This window comes from Bacillus sp. AFS015802 (assembly GCF_002561455.1).
GTDB lineage: Bacteria > Bacillota > Bacilli > Bacillales > Bacillaceae_B > Rossellomorea.
Map to the genome: position 1 here is coordinate 68,575 of NZ_NTUP01000011.1, position 20,427 is coordinate 89,001.

At 45.7% G+C, this 20,427-nt stretch carries 16 protein-coding genes; 6 read left to right on the forward strand and 10 right to left on the reverse strand.

Translation table 11 applies throughout. The annotated features are described in order from the left end of the window. Positions 1 to 99: 99 nt before the first annotated feature. The 3 genes from CN378_RS07005 to CN378_RS07015 form a co-directional block, all read right to left on the reverse strand. Positions 100 to 819, reverse strand: a complete 720-nt coding sequence (locus tag CN378_RS07005) for a YebC/PmpR family DNA-binding transcriptional regulator (protein WP_098351183.1) — start codon at positions 817 to 819, stop codon at positions 100 to 102. A 132-nt stretch (positions 820 to 951) separates the two neighbouring features. After that, positions 952 to 2,463, reverse strand: a complete 1,512-nt coding sequence (gene gntK, locus CN378_RS07010; RefSeq protein ID WP_142323586.1) for a gluconokinase — start codon at positions 2,461 to 2,463, stop codon at positions 952 to 954. Between the two features lie 90 nt (positions 2,464 to 2,553). Continuing rightward, positions 2,554 to 3,897, reverse strand: a complete 1,344-nt coding sequence (locus tag CN378_RS07015; RefSeq protein WP_098351185.1) for a GntP family permease — start codon at positions 3,895 to 3,897, stop codon at positions 2,554 to 2,556. Between the two features lie 304 nt (positions 3,898 to 4,201). On the opposite strand from CN378_RS07015, the gene CN378_RS07020 reads away from it, so the two are divergent. Then, a complete protein-coding gene (locus CN378_RS07020) occupies positions 4,202 to 5,053 on the forward strand; it encodes a MurR/RpiR family transcriptional regulator (protein WP_098351186.1) in 852 nt (283 codons plus the stop codon). Between the two features lie 40 nt (positions 5,054 to 5,093). Here CN378_RS07020 and CN378_RS07025 read toward each other — a convergent pair whose 3' ends face one another. From CN378_RS07025 to CN378_RS07035, 3 genes are all read right to left on the reverse strand, one after another. After that, the gene (locus tag CN378_RS07025) at positions 5,094 to 6,416 is read right to left on the reverse strand and encodes an aspartate aminotransferase family protein (protein ID WP_098351187.1); all 1,323 of its coding nucleotides are present in this window, start codon (positions 6,414 to 6,416) and stop codon (positions 5,094 to 5,096) included. Between the two features lie 42 nt (positions 6,417 to 6,458). Then, positions 6,459 to 7,841, reverse strand: a complete 1,383-nt coding sequence (locus CN378_RS07030) for a YjiH family protein (RefSeq protein ID WP_098351188.1) — start codon at positions 7,839 to 7,841, stop codon at positions 6,459 to 6,461. Positions 7,842 to 7,956: 115 nt separating this feature from the next. After that, positions 7,957 to 9,336: a sigma-54 interaction domain-containing protein gene (locus CN378_RS07035; protein ID WP_098351189.1), complete on the reverse strand. Its 1,380-nt coding sequence runs from the start codon at positions 9,334 to 9,336 to the stop codon at positions 7,957 to 7,959. A 213-nt stretch (positions 9,337 to 9,549) separates the two neighbouring features. Here CN378_RS07035 and kynU point away from each other — a divergent pair, with 213 nt between their 5' ends. The 3 genes from kynU to CN378_RS22560 all read left to right on the forward strand — a co-directional run bounded on the left by kynU (position 9,550) and on the right by CN378_RS22560 (position 11,719). Continuing rightward, complete coding sequence (gene kynU / locus CN378_RS07040; RefSeq protein WP_098351190.1) at positions 9,550 to 10,833, forward strand: kynureninase; 1,284 nt, start codon at positions 9,550 to 9,552, stop codon at positions 10,831 to 10,833. A gap of 21 nt (positions 10,834 to 10,854) precedes the next feature. Next, the gene (gene kynB / locus CN378_RS07045) at positions 10,855 to 11,478 is read left to right on the forward strand and encodes an arylformamidase (RefSeq protein ID WP_098351191.1); all 624 of its coding nucleotides are present in this window, start codon (positions 10,855 to 10,857) and stop codon (positions 11,476 to 11,478) included. Positions 11,479 to 11,581: 103 nt separating this feature from the next. Then, the gene (locus CN378_RS22560; protein ID WP_179884835.1) at positions 11,582 to 11,719 is read left to right on the forward strand and encodes a hypothetical protein; all 138 of its coding nucleotides are present in this window, start codon (positions 11,582 to 11,584) and stop codon (positions 11,717 to 11,719) included. A 73-nt stretch (positions 11,720 to 11,792) separates the two neighbouring features. Here CN378_RS22560 and CN378_RS07050 read toward each other — a convergent pair whose 3' ends face one another. Next, positions 11,793 to 14,045, reverse strand: coding sequence for a UvrD-helicase domain-containing protein (locus CN378_RS07050; RefSeq protein WP_142323585.1), 2,253 nt, complete (start codon positions 14,043 to 14,045; stop codon positions 11,793 to 11,795). A gap of 257 nt (positions 14,046 to 14,302) precedes the next feature. Between CN378_RS07050 and CN378_RS07055 the strand changes: the two genes are divergently transcribed. After that, on the forward strand, positions 14,303 to 14,536 hold the full coding sequence (locus CN378_RS07055) for a hypothetical protein (protein WP_098351192.1): 234 nt from the start codon (positions 14,303 to 14,305) through the stop codon (positions 14,534 to 14,536). A 1,007-nt stretch (positions 14,537 to 15,543) separates the two neighbouring features. Here CN378_RS07055 and CN378_RS07060 read toward each other — a convergent pair. Beyond that, positions 15,544 to 16,089, reverse strand: coding sequence for a GNAT family N-acetyltransferase (locus tag CN378_RS07060; RefSeq protein WP_098351193.1), 546 nt, complete (start codon positions 16,087 to 16,089; stop codon positions 15,544 to 15,546). Between the two features lie 155 nt (positions 16,090 to 16,244). Here CN378_RS07060 and CN378_RS07065 point away from each other — a divergent pair, with 155 nt between their 5' ends. Further along, positions 16,245 to 17,852 carry an amidohydrolase gene (locus CN378_RS07065; RefSeq protein ID WP_257141051.1) on the forward strand — a complete coding sequence of 536 codons (1,608 nt, stop codon included), beginning with the start codon at positions 16,245 to 16,247 and terminating at the stop codon, positions 17,850 to 17,852. 60 nt (positions 17,853 to 17,912) lie between these two features. Here CN378_RS07065 and CN378_RS07070 read toward each other — a convergent pair whose 3' ends face one another. Together CN378_RS07070 and CN378_RS07075 are read right to left on the reverse strand one after the other, a co-directional pair. Then, a complete protein-coding gene (locus CN378_RS07070; protein WP_098351195.1) occupies positions 17,913 to 19,046 on the reverse strand; it encodes a DEAD/DEAH box helicase in 1,134 nt (377 codons plus the stop codon). Next, positions 19,043 to 20,383: an ATP-binding protein gene (locus CN378_RS07075; protein WP_098351196.1), complete on the reverse strand. Its 1,341-nt coding sequence runs from the start codon at positions 20,381 to 20,383 to the stop codon at positions 19,043 to 19,045. The genes CN378_RS07070 and CN378_RS07075 overlap by 4 nt, the downstream gene beginning before the upstream one ends. Positions 20,384 to 20,427: the final 44 nt, after the last annotated feature.

Sequence of the window (20,427 nt, forward strand, 5' to 3'; positions counted from 1 at the left end):
AAGTAATATGCTGAATTTTCAATCTATTCGACAAATAAAGTGATAAACCGACAAAAAACCCCCGATGCACCTGGCATCGGAGGTTTTTGCGGCATTCTATTATTCACCTAAATCGACATTATGATAAACCTGCTGAACATCTTCCAGGTCTTCAATCGCATCTACCATTTTCTCGAATTGAGCTTGATCATCATCTGAAAGTTCAACATCATTCTGGGCAAGCATCGTCAGCTCTGCCACTGTAAATTCAGTGACACCGGCCCCTTTGAATGCTTCCTGTACGGCATGGAATTGATCAGGTTCTGCATAAACGATCACGGCATCGTCTTCTTCGATGATGTCCCGGGCATCCACGTCCGCTTCCATCAGGATCTCCATGACTTCCTCTTCTGATTTCCCTTCGATTCCGATGACCGCTGTCGCATCGAACATGTACGCAACAGATCCGCTCACGCCCATATTTCCGCCATTCTTACCGAAAGCGGCACGCACTTCGGAGGCTGTACGGTTTACGTTATTCGTCAAAGCATCCACAATGACCATGGAACCATTCGGTCCGAAGCCTTCATAGCGAAGCTCATCATAGTTTTCTTCTGAACCGCCCTTTGCCTTTTCGATGGCACGGTCCACGATATGCTTCGGTACGCTGTATGTTTTCGCCCGCTCAAGAACGAATTTCAGCGTCTGATTCAGTTCGGGATCCGGCTCTCCCTGCTTGGCAGCAACATAGATCTCACGGCCGAATTTAGCATATATACGACTTGTATTGGCATCCTTAGACGCTTTCTTTTCTTTAATGTTATTCCACTTACGTCCCATTTTGTTTCACTCTCTTTCATTTATCTATGGATAGTTTCTGATAATAAAAGGTATATTCGTTTCTATTATACATGAAAAGGACACTCTTTGGCTAAGTGATTCCCTTCCATAAAAGAAGCCGACTCAATTGAGTCAGCTTCCTTCCTGGTAAGCACTGATGGCTTCGTATTCTTCTTCTAATAAACGCGGAACTCGGATGAAGATCGGCATCAGTTTCGTATAGGCTTCTGTTGCCTTCGGATCGGGCTGATGGGAATGAACGGAGCCGACCATTTCCCTTACTTCTTCAAGGGAGTCGATCATTCCGCTGCCGTACATACCAAGTACTACAGCCCCAAGGCATGAGCTTTCGAAGCTTTCCGGTACTTCCACTTCCTGATCGAAGACGTCGGCAAGCATTTGACGCCACAACTCTGAACGGGCAAATCCACCGGTTGCCTGCACCCGTTTCGGCGTCCCTATTAATTCCTCGAGGGCAAGAAGGACACTGTACAAGTTCATGACAATCCCTTCAAGGACGGCACGGATCATATGCTCTTTCTTATGATGCATCCCGAGTCCGAAGAAGGAGCCCCGTGCTTTTGCATTCCAAAGGGGAGCGCGTTCACCTGCCATATACGGATGGAACAGGAGTCCCTCCGATCCAGGCTCCACTTTAGCGGCAATATCCGTGAGTACTTCATAAGGATCCTTCCCTAATCGTTTCGCCACTTCGACTTCTCCGGAAGCAAGTTCATCCCGGACCCATCTGAAGATCATTCCCCCATTATTCACAGGACCGCCGATCACCCAGTGCTTATCCGTCAAGGCATAGCAGAAAATACGGCCTTTCGGATCTGTCACGGGCCGGTCCGTCACGGCACGGATCGCTCCACTCGTGCCGATCGTCACCGCTACTACACCAGGCTCGATGGCATTCACCCCAAGATTCGACAGCACCCCGTCACTTGCTCCTACAACAAATGGCGTATCTGCAGGCAAGCCCAGCAATTCCGTGTATTCCGACTTCAATCCGGTCAGACTCTCTGTCGTGGATACAGGGACGGAAAGCTGATCCGTCGTCACCCCTGCAACCTTCAAGGCTTCTTCATCCCACGTCAGGTTTTCCAGGTGGAACATCCCCGTTGCTGAGGCAATGGAGTAATCCACGACATATTTACCGAACAAGCGATGGAAGGCAAACTCCTTAATCGAAATAAATTTTGAAGCTTTCCCGAACAATTCCGGTTTCTCGTCCTTCAGCCAGGCAAGCTTCACAAGGGGGGACATCGGATGGATCGGCGTCCCGGTTCTCCGGTAGATTTCTAATCCGTTCATTTCTTTCTTTATTTTTTCCGCCCAGGCAGCACTTCGGTTATCCGCCCAAGTAATGGAAGGGGTCAACGGTTGATCATTCTCATCCACTAGGATCAAACTGTGCATGGCAGAGCTGAATGATACAAACGAAATCGTTTCTTTTGTATTCGATGCCACTTCCTTGATGCATTTAATGACAGCCTGAAAGATTTCCTCCGGGTCCTGTTCAGCCGTCCCGGGTGCTGGTGTATGTAATGGATATTCGATCCCGTGACGCTCGATCGCTTTTCCTTCTTTATTAAAAAGCACTGCTTTCGTACTTGTGGTCCCGATATCGACACCGATCATGAATTCTGACATCTTCGTTCCTCCTAAATAAATAGAGAAAAGGAAGAAGCAACATGGCTCTTCCCTCTTCTGCTATTATTCTATCCTATTTTAGCTAATGAATATCCCTAAAATGAACACAACGGCAAATCCTACAAAACCGATGAGCGTTTCCATCACTGTCCATGATTTTAACGTATCTTTCACATCTAATCCAAAGTAACGGTTCACTAACCAGAATCCGCTGTCATTTACATGGGAGAAGACCGTTGCACCTGAAGCGATGGCGATAACCATCAATCCAAGAACAGGTCCTTGCATACCTAGTGTTTCAATCAGCGGACTCATCAACCCTGCTGCTGTTACCATGGAAACAGTCGCTGATCCTTGAGCGACACGGACGACCATGGCAATCAAGAAGGCAAGGGCGATCGGCGGCAGGCTGGATCCAGCCATCATATTTCCTAATACTTCCCCAACACCGGAGTCAATCAACACTTGCTTGAATACCCCACCGGCACCTGTTACAAGGATGATGATCCCTGCAGGCTCAAGTGCTTTCGTTGCAATGTCCTGAACCTCCTGGCGTGAGTATCCACGCTTTGTTCCTAATAATACGAACGTCAGCAGTGTCGCAATCGTCAAGGCTACGAATGGATGTCCTAAGAAAGTCAGGATGGAACGAATCATGTTTCCTTCATCTAAGATAACACCCGAAAGCGTATTCAATAAGATCAAGACTAATGGGATCGAGATAAGAGAAGCAATCAAGGCGAAACTCGGAAGCTCTTTATCGTACTCCATTTCTTCTGCCTGCATATATTCAGGGACCACTGCGTGAATTCGTTTCGAAATCCATTTTGCAAAAAGTGGACCTGCGATGATCATGGATGGAACACCGGCAATCGCACCAAACAGGATGACCCATCCAAGGTCTGCCCCGATTAAGTCCGCAACTGCAATCGGTCCCGGAGTCGGCGGGATGAAACTGTGTGTAACGGCAAGACCTGCAAGCAATGGAATTCCATAGTATAGCAGTGACTTTCCAGTTTTACGTGCCAATCCATATACTATCGGTACAAGAATGATGAATCCTACATCAAAGAATACGGGAATGGCGACTAAGAAGCCTGTAATACCAAGGGACCATTGCGCCTTATCTTCCCCAAATTTGTTAATCAGAGTTTGAGCAAGTCGTTCCGCTCCCCCTGATACTTCAAGCATACGACCGAACATCGCACCTAAACCAACGACCACGGCGACAAATCCGAGGGTTCCGCCCATCCCGCTTTGAATCGAGGTGACGACTTCCTGCAAAGGCATCCCAGCGGCGATCCCTACGATTAAACTTACTAATAATAGGGCAACAAAAGCATGAAGCTTTGTTTTAATTACTAAAAATAATAGAAGAAAAATTCCGGCCAGCGCCACTAAAATAAGCATTTGATCTGACATTGTGTATCCCTACCTTTCTTTCCCTCACGACAGCCCTGCTGCCAATTTTTTATAACGGATGATCCTTTTTCTTTGTCACAGACGGAGAAGTAAAGCGTTTGCAAAACACTTTATGTAACTACTACTCTCTCATTTCAATAAGAGAGTTGCTTTTTCGACCGAACAAATCATCAGGAAAATTATTTTCTGTCTAACTCTATTATAAAAAATATTTTTCCTTTTGCAACCGTTTACAGAAATTATTTTTATTTTTCTATTAATCTTGTATAATGAAACTATGAAAACCCTTACAGGAGTGGTGTCTATGAGTCAACATCAACATTGTTTAGCCAGTATCCGTACACACTATCCGCAATTCAGTGTGACAGAGAAAAAAATTGCCGACTATATACTTGAAAATCCCACCGAAATCATCCATTCAACGATCAACGGCCTGGCCGAGGATTTGGGGGTTGCCGATTCAACCGTTTTCCGTTTTTGTAAGAGGATCGGCTTCAAAGGCTATCAGGCGATGAAGATCGCCCTTGCCTCAGAAATCGTCACGGGCCTCAAGGACATACACGAGCGCATCGATGAAGGCGACACGGCACAGACGATTGCGACAAAAGTATTCCGGTCCAATATTAAAACGATCGAAGACACTCTAATGGTAGTAGATGAGAAAAAACTGATGAAAGCTGTCGACATGATGATCAATGCCCGGTCCATCGAGTTTTTTGGCAGCGGCGGATCCGGTGTCATCGCCCTTGACGCCTACCATAAATTCATCCGGACGGGCTTACGGGTACATGCCGCCAGTGACAGTCATATTCAGCTTATGACCGCTTCCCAGATGACGAGTGAGGATTGCGCCGTTTTCATCTCCCATTCAGGATCGACGAAGGATATTCTCCAAGTGCTCGACATCGTCAAAGAAACCGGGGCAAAGACCATCTGCATCACCAATTTCGCCAAATCCCCATTGAGCCAAAAAGTCGATACGTCCCTCTTCACCGTTTCCGAAGAAACCGACTATCGCTCCGAAGCCCTCTCCTCCCGTATCGCTCAACTGACCTTGATCGATGCACTTTATGTAAACTTAATGATGATGAGGGAAATGGAAGGACAGGATGCCCTCAGGAAGATGAGGAAGGCCATTTCGGTTAAAAGGCTGTAAAAAAAGGTTGATCAGTTTGAACTGATCAACCTTTTTCACTTTAATCAAGATGACTCATCAACGATGCTTCGTACTCTGTCACCGCTTCGTCCAGCATGTGAAGACCGGCGTCAATCTGCTCTCTTGTAACTGTGAGAGGTGGAATCATCCGGATCACTTCGGAGTGGTTTCCACAGAGGTAAAATAAAACTCCTTTTTCCAGAGCCCGGTCAAGGATGTCCATCAGGCCATGCTGATTCGGTTCTCCTGTCTGGGGATGAACGATTTCGATCCCGATCATCAACCCCACCGCACGGATGCTCCCAATCACAGGGTGTTTCTCCTGCAATTGCTCGAGCTTCGAAACGGCGTAGGCCCCCATCGTCTTCGTATTATCCAAAAGGTTTTCCTCTTTCATGACCTCTAAAGTGGCAAGACCGACAGAGCAGGCGATCGGGTTCCCGCCAAACGTGGTCCCATGACTTCCAAGGGGCCATTGTTTCATCAGCTTATTGGATGCGACCGTCGCACTCAGGGGGAGTCCTGAGGCAATCCCTTTTGCAATCGCCATAATATCCGGCGTCACATCGAAGGTTTGTGCGGCAAACCAGTTTCCAGTACGGCCGAATCCAGTTTGGACTTCATCAAAAATCAATAAGATCCCATGGCGATCACAAATCTCCCTTACCTTTTTAAGCCAGGCTTTTGGCGGGACGATATATCCCCCTTCCCCAAGTACGGGTTCTAAAATGACACAGGCCACTTCTTCAGGGGTTACCTGATGATTAAAAAGCGTTTCAAAATCCTTTTCAAGCTTATCGACAACATACCGTGCCGAGTCCTCTCCCTCCCGGCACTCCCGTTCGTTCGCATATGGAATCTGATAGGTTAATCCTGTCGGCTGCATAAACTTTCGATATTTGCTCTTTGAAGTCGTCACACTGAGCGCACCCAATGAGCGACCGTGAAAACATCCGGTAAAGGAGATGACATAAGGACGTTTTGTCACATATTTTGCGAGCTTGATAGCTCCCTCGATGGCTTCCGTTCCACTATTGGCAAAGAAGAAGCTGTCCAGTTCACCTGGAAGGATCTCTGCCAGTTCATCCGCCAGCCGAAGGATCGATTCATACATAATGACACCGGATGGCCCATGCATTAACCCGTCAGCTGCATCTTTGATCGCCTGTACGATTTTCGGGTGGCGATGCCCCACATTCGTCACGGCGATTCCAGAGGTGAAATCAAGATACTTCCTTCCGTCAAGCCCGTAGTAGTAGCAGCCTTCTTCTTTCACTACCGGTAAATTCGGATGATCCTTTGCCATACTTGGTGCCAAACGCTCAGGCATACGCTCTATAAGCTCTTCAAACGTTCGTTCCATTTCAGTACCCCCATATCCTTATTTGTATAAATCCCCGAGGCATTACATAAAGAAGAAGTGCGCCAGTAACGCTACGATCGGCAACGTAATGATCGTACGCTGGATAAAGATGATAAACAGATCCAAGAAGCTGATGGGAATTTTAGATTTGATCAATAAAATCCCGATCTCGGACATGTAGATTAATTGAGTCAGAGACATGGCGGCAATCACGAATCTCGTTAACTCACTCTCAATGCCGCTCCCCACCACAGCCGGCAGGAACATATCGGCAAATCCGACAATCATCGCTGGGGCAGCATCTGCAGCCTGCGGGATTTGCAGGAGCTCAAGGAATGGAACGACCGGATAGGCCATGATATCGAATACCGGAGTATATTCAGCAACGACCAAAGCCAGTGTTCCAAGGGCCATCACAAGCGGAATGAGACCGAACCAGATATCCAATACGTTCTGCAATCCTTTCCTGGTCACTTCCCCGATACTTTTCACTTCGGATGCTTTTTCTACGGCTTTGTCAAATCCCCACTGAAGGCGGGATACATCATCAGGCACCGTTTCAGAAATCTGCATACCGACAGGCTCATAATACGTGTCTTTTTTGCGGGAAAGAGGTGGAATCCTCGGACAGATCACGGCGGCTGCGATGCCGGCAATGACGACCGTACCGTATAACTGAACAAACATTGATTCCAAGCCTATGAAACTGACAATCACAAGACTGAATGCAATGGATGCAACCGAGAAGTTCGTTGCAATCACTGCCGCTTCGCGTTTTGTATAGTAGCCTTCTTCAAATTGTTTCGTTGTAATGAGAACACCAACCGTACCGCTTCCCATCCAGGAAGCAAGGGCATCGATAGAAGACCGGCCGGGCAGCTGGAATAATGGCTTCATGATCTTTTGAAGCAGCGTCCCGAAGAAATCCATCAGGCCAAAGTCTAAAAGCAACGGCATCAATAGCCCTGCAAACAGGAACCAGGTCGTCAAGACGGGAACTAACGAATACAGGACCGTTCCACCCGTATAGTCGGATATAATCCACTCCGGCCCGATTCCATTGACGGTCATCACGGCAAAAACAGTACCGATGACACGTGTGGCAATCCAGAAATAACCTACATCGAATAATCCTTTTAAGAATGATTGCGTAACAATCCATTGAGGTTTAAATATTTTCGTATAAATGGCCATCAAAGCCGATAGACCAAAAATGACTGTCATGAATAATGGCAATATACCTTCGAACATACCTTGAAAATAAGAAGCAAATATTCCGACCCCGATGGTCATATTCCCTTCATAGGTAACAGGGATCAAAAATAACAGCACCCCTATGAAGGAAGGAATGATAAACTTCATCGCTTCTTTTACCGGTCTAGACTGAGTTTGTAACTCACTTACATTCGTTTTTCCAACTTCCATTGACACACACCCCTTTGAAATTTTATCCAATGACTGCGCAGCTAAGACGGTCCGTTCCCCCTTTATTCGTATCTGAGTGGATTCACCTTCTTACTTGCAAGTATCATGCCAATTTTTATTTTATTTTGTATTTTTTAAGTTTTCTGACCACTGAAGGTTGACTGATCCCTAAACATTGTGCCATTTGAGTTGTTGTCTTATGTTTGTCCCTCGCTTGCTTCAGCACCTGTTCTTCTACCGCTTCTAAAATGTCCGTCAATGATTGACCTTCATGGGCAAGTCCCGACAAATGACCACTATGTTGTATGTATTGACCCGGCAGGTTTTCCATCTCGATTAACTGCTTAGAAGATGTCACAATCAGCCTCTCGATCACATTCATTAACTCCCGCACATTCCCTTTCCACTCCTGAATCAAAAGCTGGTGAATCACCGCTTCATCCACCGTCCTCTGCCTGTCATATTTCTCACAAAAATAGTTCACAAAGTAATCGATCAACGTAATAATATCCGACGTTCTCTCCCTTAGAGGCGGAATGGTAATGGGCACTACATTCAGGCGAAAGAACAGATCCTGCCTGAACTCCCTCTTCTCTATCGCCACCTCCAAGTCCCTGTTCGTCGCTGCCAGGACCCGAAAGTCCACCTTCCTTTGCTTCGTTCCACCAACCCGATAAAATTGCTTCTCCTGGATGAACTTCAGGATTTTCACTTGATTTGATTGAGATAGTTCGCCGATTTCATCAAGAAAAAGAGTCCCTCCTTCTGCAAGTTCGGCCAATCCTACCTTTCCCTTACGATCTGCTCCTGTGAAGGAACCGGGCTCATATCCAAAGAACTCAGCTTCAAATAAGGACTCTGGTATAGCCCCGCAATTGACCTCTATGAACGGGCCAGCTTTCCTTTGGCTTTTGTTATGAATGAATTTGGCGATGTGGGACTTCCCTACACCGGATTCCCCAAGTAATAGGACATTCACATCGACATCCGCCACTTGAAGCGCGACCTGCAGTACCTTTTTCATCTCATCACTTGTTGCAATGATTCCTTCAGAATAATAATGGCGGCTCCTGAGAATTTCAAGCTCGCTTTTCACCCTTTCCATCTCGTCTTCCATATCCGTTAAGTACTTTTTCATATTTAATAACTCTGTTACATCGTGGGAATAGCTTACGACCCGCACCAATTGTCCATCTTCATGAAAAACTGGAATGCCTGTAACCAGGAGTTTCTTGCCTTCTTTACTTGTTTGAACCAGCGTGATTTTCTTCTTCTCCTTTAAAACCAACGGAGTCAATAAAGGTGTGAAGATTCCTTCTTTTTCAAGATCATAAACGGATTTACCGATCATATCTTCCGACTTCACATTGTAGATACCACCGGTTGCCTCACTGACTTTCAGAATGATCCCGTCTGTATTCGTCACTAAAATATCATCCTGCAGGGAATGAAGAATCGCTTCGTTTTCATTCCAAACTTTTTTCGATTCAGTCATCCAAGTCACCCCTTTAATTAGTATTGAGATTATTCAATGATGAATAATCTTCACAAATTTTATTATATTAATCCATTTATACCAGACTTTTTTGATTATTTATACACTTCTGAATAATTTATTCACAAATGAATATTTTCTATCCAATAATTATTTTACTATTCAAATCATTTCGATTATCATTTGGGTAAGACTGTTGAAGGTGGGATTTGAATGGTACATAAAGATGAATTAACCCTGGAACATGCCCGTGAGCTGGACAAACAGGACTCACTTGCTCCATTCCGCAACGAATTCTATTTAAAAGAAAATCACTATTATATGGACGGTAATTCTTTAGGACTGCTTTCGAAGCGGGCTGAGGAAGCATTGCAAACCTCTTTGAATGATTGGAAAGAACATGGAATCGATGGGTGGATGGATGGTCAGGAGCCGTGGTTCTATTATTCTGAAAAACTTGGAGAAATGACTGCCCCTTTAGTGGGAGCAGAAAAGGAAGAGGTCATTGTGACAGGTTCCATTACGACGAATCTTCATCAATTACTCGCCACATTCTATCACCCTCGTGGAAAACGCACCAAGATTCTGGCAGATGAGCTGACTTTCCCATCGGATATATATGCGATTCAAAGTCAGCTGGAATTAAAGGGATACTCCCCTGACGAACATTTACTACAAGTAAAAAGCACAGACGGTTATACATTAAGGGAAGAAGACATTATTGGACATATGACGGATGAAATTGCCCTTATTTTATTACCGTCCGTTCTCTATCGAAGTGGACAGCTGCTGGATATCAAGCTTTTGACGGCTGAAGCCCACAAACGTGGTATCGTCATCGGCTTCGATCTTGCGCATTCCATCGGCGCCCTCCCCCACCAGCTGCATGAAGACGGGGTGGACTTTGCGGTTTGGTGCAATTACAAATACTTAAACAGCGGACCTGGTGGTGTAGGGGGATTATTCGTCCATAACCGGCATAAAGGAAGAAAGCCTGGTCTGTCCGGATGGTTCAGTTCCCGTAAGGATGCACAGTTTGATATGGATCACACTTTAACACACGCTGAATCGGCCGGGGCTTTTCAAATTGGCACACCTCATATCTTGAGCAGTGCCCCCTTACTCGGTTCCCTCCAATTGTTTGAGGAAGCTGGGATTCGGAATCTGAGAAGTAAATCCCTTTCTCTTACACGATTCATGATGGACGTATTCCAACAGGAGCTTTCCGAATATGGATTCACCCTTTGCAACCCCCTTGAAGATGATCGCCGGGGTGGTCATATCAGCTTACAGCATGAGGAAGCAGCAAGAATCTGTAAAGCCTTGAAAGCAAACAGGGTGACCCCTGATTTCCGTTCACCTAATGTGATCCGTTTGGCCCCGGTCGCCCTCTATTCGTCGTACGAAGATGTATGGGAGACTGTTCAAATCCTGAAGGGGATCATGGAAAATGAAGAATACAAGCAGTTTGAAAATACGCGGAATGTTGTGGCGTAACGCAGAAAGGATGTTGCAATCATGAAGATCATTGATATATCGAGACCGCTGCACAATGAAACACCCGTCTGGCCGGGTGACACGCCATTTTCCTTCTCATTGAACTGGACGAAGGAGGAAACCGGATCCGTGAATGTTGGTCAGTTGATCATGAGTTCGCATACAGGGACCCATGTTGATGCTCCTTTCCACTTTGACAGTGATGGAAAACGGATCCTCGACATGCCCCTTGAGCGATTTATGGGAACGGCTATTGTGGTTTCAGTGGAGGGTGTGCCGGAAATCGGTCCTGAGCATGTAATGAAGGTCGACTTTACTTCTGTGAAAAAAATACTTTTCAAAACCAATGCCTGGAAGGAGCCTGCTCGATTCCCCGAGCATATCCCTCCTATCAATAAAGAGCTTGCCCCTTTTTTAAAGGAGAAGGGCATTGATCTGATCGGGGTGGATCTCCCTTCTGTTGACCCATTGGACAGTAAGGACTTACATGCCCATCATTCTCTTCGGGAGCATGATATCGGGATTTTGGAAGGGATTGACCTTTCCCATGTGGACCCGGGCGTATACGAACTTGTGGCCCTCCCCCTGCCTCTTAAAGAAGGGGACGGATCACCGGTTCGGGCCGTTTTGATCGATCGAACGTAAAACATTTTCTTCTGACTGAATGGTTTTTGTCCTTCGAGTCGAATATATCTCCACTCCTTTTTCATAGACTGATAGTAGATAGCCAGAAAAAGGAGTGGGGCTTATGGGAATTACGATCACCATTGGTTTTATCGTGATACTTGGAATCATTATGGGTATCCTTATTTATTTCTTACGGCAGGCTTTGGATTCGAATGATTCCAAAAAGGTTGATTCGCGTGATGATCATTTTTCACAATGAGGGTCTTATAAAGGTAGATAAACACCGCTAAATAGCCCCGGTATCCTGAGTTTCAAGGACGCCGGGGCTTTTTTTATTCCATAATCTCCTTCTCCCCAAGCTTCATAGAGCTTGAACAAAGGGGACAAATCTTGGAATCCGTGTCTTCATGGGTTTCGGGCCTCTGCCATGCGATGCAGCCGGGGCTTGTGCAAACCCATGCCAGAATCTTACTCACCTTACCGCTTCTCGCCTTTTTGGATATTTTCGGCTGATCCACATGAGGAATCTGTTTGAATAAGTCCGAGATAAAGCGCGAGCACTTCCGCTGTTCCCCTTGATAATAAGCAGGGGAAGAAATGAATAATCTCTCTTTCGCCCTTGTGATTGCTACATAAGCCAGGCGTCTTTCTTCTTCCACTGCCCCGGATGCCTTCTCTTTTTGATTGGGATCCTTGTATACCTTATCCTCCAGCTTATTGGCGTTGAGGGCTGAACTGTGGGGAAGATTCCCTTCGATGGCGCCGATTAAAAACACGACAGGGAACTCCAGCCCCTTTGACCGGTGAATCGTCATAAGCGAAACGCTGTCGGTGTCCCTGTTGCCTCTTTGATTTGAATAGATTTCTTCATACTTCACTTTCATCTCATCAATGAACGTAATGAAGCTAGAAATTGTATCAAAACGCTTTGCCGACCCTTCAAGCTCGTCCAGCATTTCTTTGATGAGTTCCTTCTGTTCGGTTACGACATGAGATTCCTGGGCATCGATGTATTGATGGTAGAATTCCTTCCGGATACGCTTAATGGCTGTTTCCGGCGATTGTTCCCCGATCGCCTTCAGAAACTTCATTCGCTCTTTTATATTTTTCACTTGGAAAGGCTTAAGCCCTGATAAAGTCGTCAAGTGAATGAGAGGATATTTCTTTCTCTCTTTCTGTTCTTCTTCCAAAATGTGAGCCATCCCTCGATCCCTTCTGATGAAAAGCGTGGGCAGAATGGATTCCATCGCTGAGAAATTTCTTGGAACGATTGACAATCGTAAGTAATCCACAACCGGTTTCACCGTCCAGTTATCATAGAAAAGGGAATCCTTCTGATTATATGGAGTGAAGGGGATTTCCTTTAGCAGCAACTGCTCGAACACGGCACGGCAGCTGCTCATGGTGCGGTGGAGAACCGTCATATCTCTGTATGTGTACCCTTCATCTATCAGTCTTTGAATCTCTTCGGTGATCCAGACGGCTTCTTCATCTGCCGTTGCGGGTCTTGAATAGAGTGGCTTCTGTCCCTCTATTTTGGTGGCAATCAGCTCTTTTTTCCTCCGGTGATCATTCCGACCGATCACTTCATTCCCAAGTCCGATGATATACGCATCAGACCGGTAGTTTTCTTTCAGCGTCACGACTTTGGCATCCGGAAACTCGTCGTCAAAGTCCAAAATGAATTCGTTCCGGGCGCCGTTGAAGGTGTAGATCGTTTGATCATCATCCCCCACGACGAACAAATTCCGATGAGCCGCAATCAATTTGATCAGTTCATATTGAACCAGGTTCGTATCCTGGAATTCATCGACCATCACGTATTGGAAACGATGCTGAAGGGATGTCAGCAGATTCGGATTCCCCAATAGTAATTGATATGCCTCTGTCAAAATATCATCGAAATCCATTTTATGATTCATGCGCTTCCACTCTTCATATTTTAAGAGAATGCTGCGCACTTCTTTTTCAGACTTGGATTTTTCAGGGAGCTCCCTGATATCTTTCTGATTCAGCTTATAGTGAGAGAGTTTGGCAAGGAGCGTTTCGGCATCATACGGATCATATATGTTCATTTCTCTCTGGATCTGCTTTAAGATGATCTGTTTATAGCGCTCATTCCCGATCACTTCCTGTGTATAGTGACGGGACCTCAATAAATAAAGGAACAAAGCATGAAATGTGCTGGCATGAACCTGTCCGCCATTTTCCGCACCGGGAAGCCTTGCGATCCTCTGCTTCATTTCTTCCGACGCTTTTTTGGTGAACGTCACCAATAGAATATTTCTTGGTTGAATATTTTTCACAGTCATCAGATAACCTGCCCGGCAAACGAGAACCGTCGTTTTTCCCGTTCCCGCACCGGCAAGGGTCAAACACGGTCCGTCAACATGACGAACCGCTTCAATTTGAGACGCATTCAGATGGATCCCCGCTTCTTCCATCGTCCGAAAGAAAAAAGCATCCTCATCCCGGGAGGATATCAGCTGCTTCGTGGTCTCTCCCTTATGGAGCGGCGCCACGGGAATCTCTTTCTTATCTGCTTCATATGGATAAATGGAATAGTTGGTCAATACTTTATTCAAAGCTCATTCTCCTAGCTTTTCTTTACGATTCATAACCTTCTCATCATAACAAGAGCCCTTTGTGAATAGCAATGACAATCTCGGAGTGAAGGATGAGCCGACTGGATATGTAAATATTGTTAAACGATTGTTTAATCCCTTGAACCCTAGTAGAATGAATGTTTTGAAGTACTAATCAAACGTTTGTTTAAATCGGATATGCTCCCTGATGATTAGAAAATAGAAAGAAAAGGTAATAGAAGATTAGGTGATAAACAATGAAACTAACAAAATGGGGCTTTACCCGCTTCAACAGCATAAAGGCAGAATTCGACCACTTCCCTCACTCCCTTGTCATCCTCAGGAAAATCAGAAACTACTACTTCGTCAACAAAGTACACTGGTCCCACCTCGACCCCGTCGTCGAAAGGCATCACCTTGAACAAATGGAACTCCTCGTAAATAGAGAAATGGATTTGGAAATGAATTATCTTAATAGAAGATTGGATTAACGCTGGCTTTTTTGTTCATATAATGAAATTAGCGCTTTTCCAATGTAGATGTCTGATTTTGAAGTAAAGTTCAATACTGTTGTTAAATGATTTTTACTGTTTGATCCATCTACTGCTTATTCTTATAAAGAAAATATAATGAAAAAGCACAGAGTGGATTGAAGCGGAAGGTGCTCGACTCCTGCGGGAAACAACGAAAAGCGGAGGCGGCTTGCTCAGCCCCGACAAGCATAAGATGAATGGGCCGGGAAGGCGTTTTTTTGCCTTCATGGACCATTTAGCTTATGACCTCGAGGGGCTAGCCGCCGGAGCTGGACAAGGGTAGGACACCATTTAAAGCCCGAGGAGGCTCACCGCCAGCCCCGCGGAAAGCGAGCACCTGCAGCGAAAAGGAACGGTCTCTGCCTTAATCAATGCTCCTTTCAAAGCTACTAAGCTCTTTGAAAAAAATAAAAAACCAAGAAAAAATAAGATAAACCAAGATAACTGCCCATTTCAATTCAAAAACCACCCAAAATCGCACTATATTGATTATTCTGAACATTTGCATTAATTTTATAATTTGTTAATATATAATTAATAAATGATTTACAAACACAAACTTTAAAGGAAGGCGTGATTCCAATGAAGTGAGCTAGCAAAGCATATCAGCATCACATCTAGCGTTTGAGATCGGCCCGTGAAAACTGATTTCAAGATGTGTGGATATGCGGGAATGCGCAATCTTATTTCAGGAGATGATTCCAATGAAGAGTGTAAGCGAAGCATGCTAACATCATGGTACGCAAGAGGATAGCCCGTGAAAACTATCTTCGTAACATGTGGGCGTGTGGGGAAATCAGCGGCAAGTGAAAATAAACTAAATATTACATGCAAGATCATTAATTAAAATGAATGTTTCGTATGTGTATTAGTAAGAAAGGATAGTAAAGGTAATTGAATAAGGTTTACTTAAGTTAAGGCGCTGTTTATGTGGTATAGACATAAGCAGCGTCTTAAATTTGTGGTTAAAATTCTTCTTTTAAAAGGGAGCAGACAGCCGCATCGCAAAAGACGCCCTTTTCAAATGCCGCTTTCCTTAATACTCCTTCAAATACAAAACCGGCTTTTTCAAGGCTCCTCTTCGATGCCTCATTTTCCGGATCATAATAGGCTTCAATCCGGTTCAGATTCATTTCTTCAAAGCCGTATGTCAGGATCGGCTGTAACACCTCTGTGATGACCCCTTGTCTCCAATGGGACGGATGAACCTCAAACCCCACCTCGGCTTTAAAATGTTCTTTTTCCCATTGATGAAAGCCGCAGCTTCCGATAATCTCGTTGGAGCCTTTTAGCGCAATCCCCCATCTGATCCCTTCATTCAGATGAAACCTCTCGTTCCACCTATCGATGATCTCCAGTGCTTGTTTTTCCTCTTGAAACGACTCCAGATCATAGTATCGGGTGACTTCGTCCTTTGAAAAATAATCAAAAACACGGGGAGCATCCCCTTCTTTCATTTGCCGTAAGCGGAATCTATCTGTTTCAAGCACTGGGAAGGTTCGTGTCAGCATACTCATTCTCCTTTTCTTCTTGTTCTCCTTTTGTATTCAACATTGGATTTCCCAATGCCTTCTTGAAAAAGAAAGTTTTCAAGAAATTGCAGTTTGTGTTCTTTCCTTATTCTGGTTACAATCGATGTAGCAGATTAAAAAGGATGGGAATGGCGATGATGGCCCATAAAATAATTGTAAGTACCGCCCTATTTACCGGGAATTCAACCTCCCCGACCGATGGCTTTGTGGCTGTGAAGGATGACAGGATCATCGGGACCGGTCCCCGTTCGGAGATGGAGGGTTTCAGAGGACCGGACACGGAAGTATGGGATGTCGGCAGCCGCCTGGTGACGGCTGGGTTTCATGATTTTCATCTTCATTGGTTTTTAGGAGCGATGTTCGAGGGGTTTTGTCAGCTGACTTTCGGGTCTACAGAGGACAGAACGGCGAAAATGGTTGCAGAGTATGCACGGAAACATCCCGATGAGGAATGGGTGCTTGGTTTCGGATGGCATCATGTGCGCTGGCCGGGTCAGACACTGCCCACCCGCCATTCATTGGATCGGTACCTTCCCCATCGCCCCGTTGTGCTGCTGAACGAAGAAGCACACAGCGCATGGTTGAATACGGCTGCCCTGGAGAAATTGGGGATTCACCGTGATACGCCGGAGCCCCCTTTCGGGAAGATTGAAAAAGATGATAACGGTGAGCCCACCGGCTTTTTATATGAGACGGCTGTGCAGTATGTGGTGGAAGCTTTTCTCTTTGATGAAAAAGTTAAAACCAGATTGATGAACGGCATGCTGAAGAAGACGGCTTCCAGCGGGATCACCTCTGTTTCCGACATGCTGCCCCTTCCCGGATATACTTTAGGGGATCCCGCATTCTATCGGGAGTTTGAGGAAAAAGGGAAGCTCTCGACACGCATACATTTTCTCGATGTGCTGGACGGCAACCTCGAGCGGGCATTTCACTATAGAGAGAAGTATCAATCGGATAAGCTTCAATTTTCAGGATTGAAGCAGTTTTTGGATGGGGTCCCCCTTACGTATACCGGCTATTTGCTTCAGCCTTACAGTGACCGTCCTACAGTGACAGGCGGCACCATTTATGAACCCCAGGTGTACCGGAATTGGATCGAGGATGCTGATCGGGAAGGGTTCAGGATCCGTCTTCATGCATGTGGGGATGCGGCCGTCCGGTTAGGCCTGGATGTGTATGAGCATGCCCGGAACGTCAATGGCGTACGGGACTCCCGGCATACCATCGAGCATATAGAGGTGTGTGACCCACGTGACTTCGGGCGGTTCCCAAAGCTCGGAGTCATTGCATCCATCCAGCCTGAGCATCTCACGTCTGGTTCGATGGATACTCATGCCTATCTGGAGCGCCTTGGCATGGAGCGGGCCCGTTACACATGGCCGATCGGATCTTTGCAGAGGCATAAGGCGTCCATTGCGTTCGGTACGGACTTCCCGATTGTGGATTTGAATCCCACGCTCGGTCTGTACAGGGCCGTCACCCGTAAGCATGAAGACGGCACTCCCCAAGGCGGATGGAACCCGGAAGAGAAGATTTCATTGGCACACGCCCTGATTCACTACACCAAATCCCCTGCTTACGGAAACTTTAGAGAACATGATTTAGGAACAATCGAATCCGGGAAGAAAGCGGACTTGGTCGTTTGGGATCGAAATCTATTCGAAGTGGAAGCGGAGGAAATCCTCGAGACAGGGGTATGGATGACACTGATGGATGGTAAGGTTGTATTTGAAAAGTAGTGATAGAGCCGATTATAAATAGAGGTCCGTCCCTCACATCCGGGGGACGGACCTCTTTTCTTATTTTGTTTCGGGTTCTTGCAGCCCTCCGCCGCGAATGGTTTTTTCGTGGAACGGGAGGTTGAGTTCTTTGCTCAGTTTTTCAAGGAAGCTCAGTTCGCGCTTGGATACGAGGCAGATGACGGTTCCTTCTGCTCCCATGCGGCCGGTTCTTCCCGAACGGTGGATGTACTGCTTTGTGTCACTCGGGAAGTCGAAATGGATCACGTGTGTGACGTCTGTGATATCAAGTCCCCGCGCGGCAACATCCGTTGTCAGAAGCATGGAAACTTTCCCTGAGCGGAAACGGTCCAGGGATTGCTTACGCTCCATCTTATTCGATTCCCCTGCGAGTACTTCGAGCTCGACTCCCTTATATTTAAGCTTTTCTTCCATTTCAGAGAGTTTTTCCAACTGATTAAAGAAGACGAGTGCTTTGATTCCTTTGAAATAAGAGATGCTTCTGAGGGCTTCCATCTTATCCCGCAGTTCACTATAGACAAAGACGTGGTCCACTTTCGGATTATCGAGATTGGCTTCCATTTTGACGATCTCGTGATTCTGCAGGAGGGATTCGGCTACCTGCTCTGTTTCATCCGATAATGTGGCGGAGAAAAATAATACCTGGCGCTCTTTCAGGGTCGATTTGATGATATCCTGCACTTCGCGGATATGCTCTGACGATATCATCAAGTCGAATTCATCGACCACGATGGTTTTCACTTCATGCATTTTCAGTTTTTTCATTTTCATCAGTTCGATCAGGCGGCCGGTTGTTCCCACAACGATATGCGGCTTTTTCTTCAGCTTCTCAACCTGCTTCTTAATGTTTGCCCCACCGATGAAGGCTGCACTTGTTACGTCAGTCCCTTTTGCCCATTTCTGGATTTCCTGATGGATCTGCATGACCAGTTCTCTTGATGGCGCCAGGATGACGGCCTGTGCCTGTTTTCTGGATGGGTCGATGGCCTGGATGATCGGAAGTAAATATGCGAGGGTTTTTCCGGTCCCCGTCGGTGATTCACATACGACATCCTTCCCCTCCATGATAAGGGGTACGACTTTTTCTTGAACTGGTGTTAAGCCAGTAAACCCTGATTCTTCCCAGTTTTTCTGGAGGGAAGGTGTATGGAGGATGCTTGTGATTGAATTCATTTCATTCGTCCTTTCTTATCGGCAAAGTCGGAAGGGGCCTCACTTTCCTCGAGGGGTAAGGTGATCCCCACTGCCGTTCCTTTTTCTTTTTCACTTTGGAAATGTATATAGCCTTTATGTCGATGGATGATTTTTTTGCATACGGCGAGACCCAGACCCGTGCCTTTTTCTTTCGTGGAGTAAAATGGCTCTCCCAGGTGCTCAATCCTTTCAGGTTCCATTCCCACACCATTATCCTTTACCGTGACATATGCTTCCGTTTCATGATCCTCCAGGATGATGGAGACTCTCCCATCTTTGTAGGTAGGAATGGACTCCACCGCATTTTTAATGATATTGATGAAAACCTGTTTAAGCTGATTCGCTTCCCCTAATACGGTCAACGGTTTTTCAGCCAGGTTTTCATATGTAATGGACACATTATCAAGATGTGCCTGTGCTTCCATCAGCACCAGTACTTGTCTTAGGATATCATCGAGTCTCTCAAGACGGAAATGGGTTTCTTGTTGCTTTCCAAGTATGAGCATCTCCCCTGAAATCAAATCTATCCGGTCCACTTCAGAGAGCATAATCTCCAGATGATCATGGTTAATGGTATGGGTGGTCTGCATCAATTGGATGAACCCTTTGAGAGATGTAAGCGGGTTACGGATTTCATGTGCAACGGCAGCCGCTAATTGCCCTATGACCGAGAGTTTTTCAGATGCCACAATCATTTCTTCATTTTCTTTAATATGGGTGATATCTCTTGCGATTGCAAATATCCCCGTGACATTCCGGTTCACAATGATTGGAACGAGGGAGCAGCGCAGAAATTTCTTTTTCTCATTAGGCAAATGAATCGTGGTTTCAAAATAAGAAGCTAGCCCTTTGAACGATTCGAAAAAATACCCTGTCACACGCTTCATTTCTTCTCTATCCAGGAAATTACCGAAGTTGACTTCTTTTAATTCATCATATGTCGACTCAAGTAATCCCTCAGCCTCTCCGTTGACAGCCATTACGTTACCATCCAGGCTCAATTCCAGTACTGCATCAGGGTTTTGCTCGAATAAAGAGTGATAATGTTGGTTCTTTATTTGCAGCTGTTTCTCTTTTAAAGTCAATTTTTCATTCGAGTGAATGAGTTCACGTGTCCTCCGGTAGACCAATGCAAAGAGGATCGTGCCCGTCACAAACACAAAAAACCAGCCTTTATACCGTTGAAAATAGATATACATATTAAGGTTTTCATGAGCAAGGTCCATAGAAAAATAGTCCGACAATATAATCCATAGAATGCCTAACAATACGTAGGTGATGGTTATTTTTAATGCGATGTCTTTTGCCTGTTTCATTCCGGAATGTTCACCTGCATTCAGATAGTCTTCCTCCTATGGTT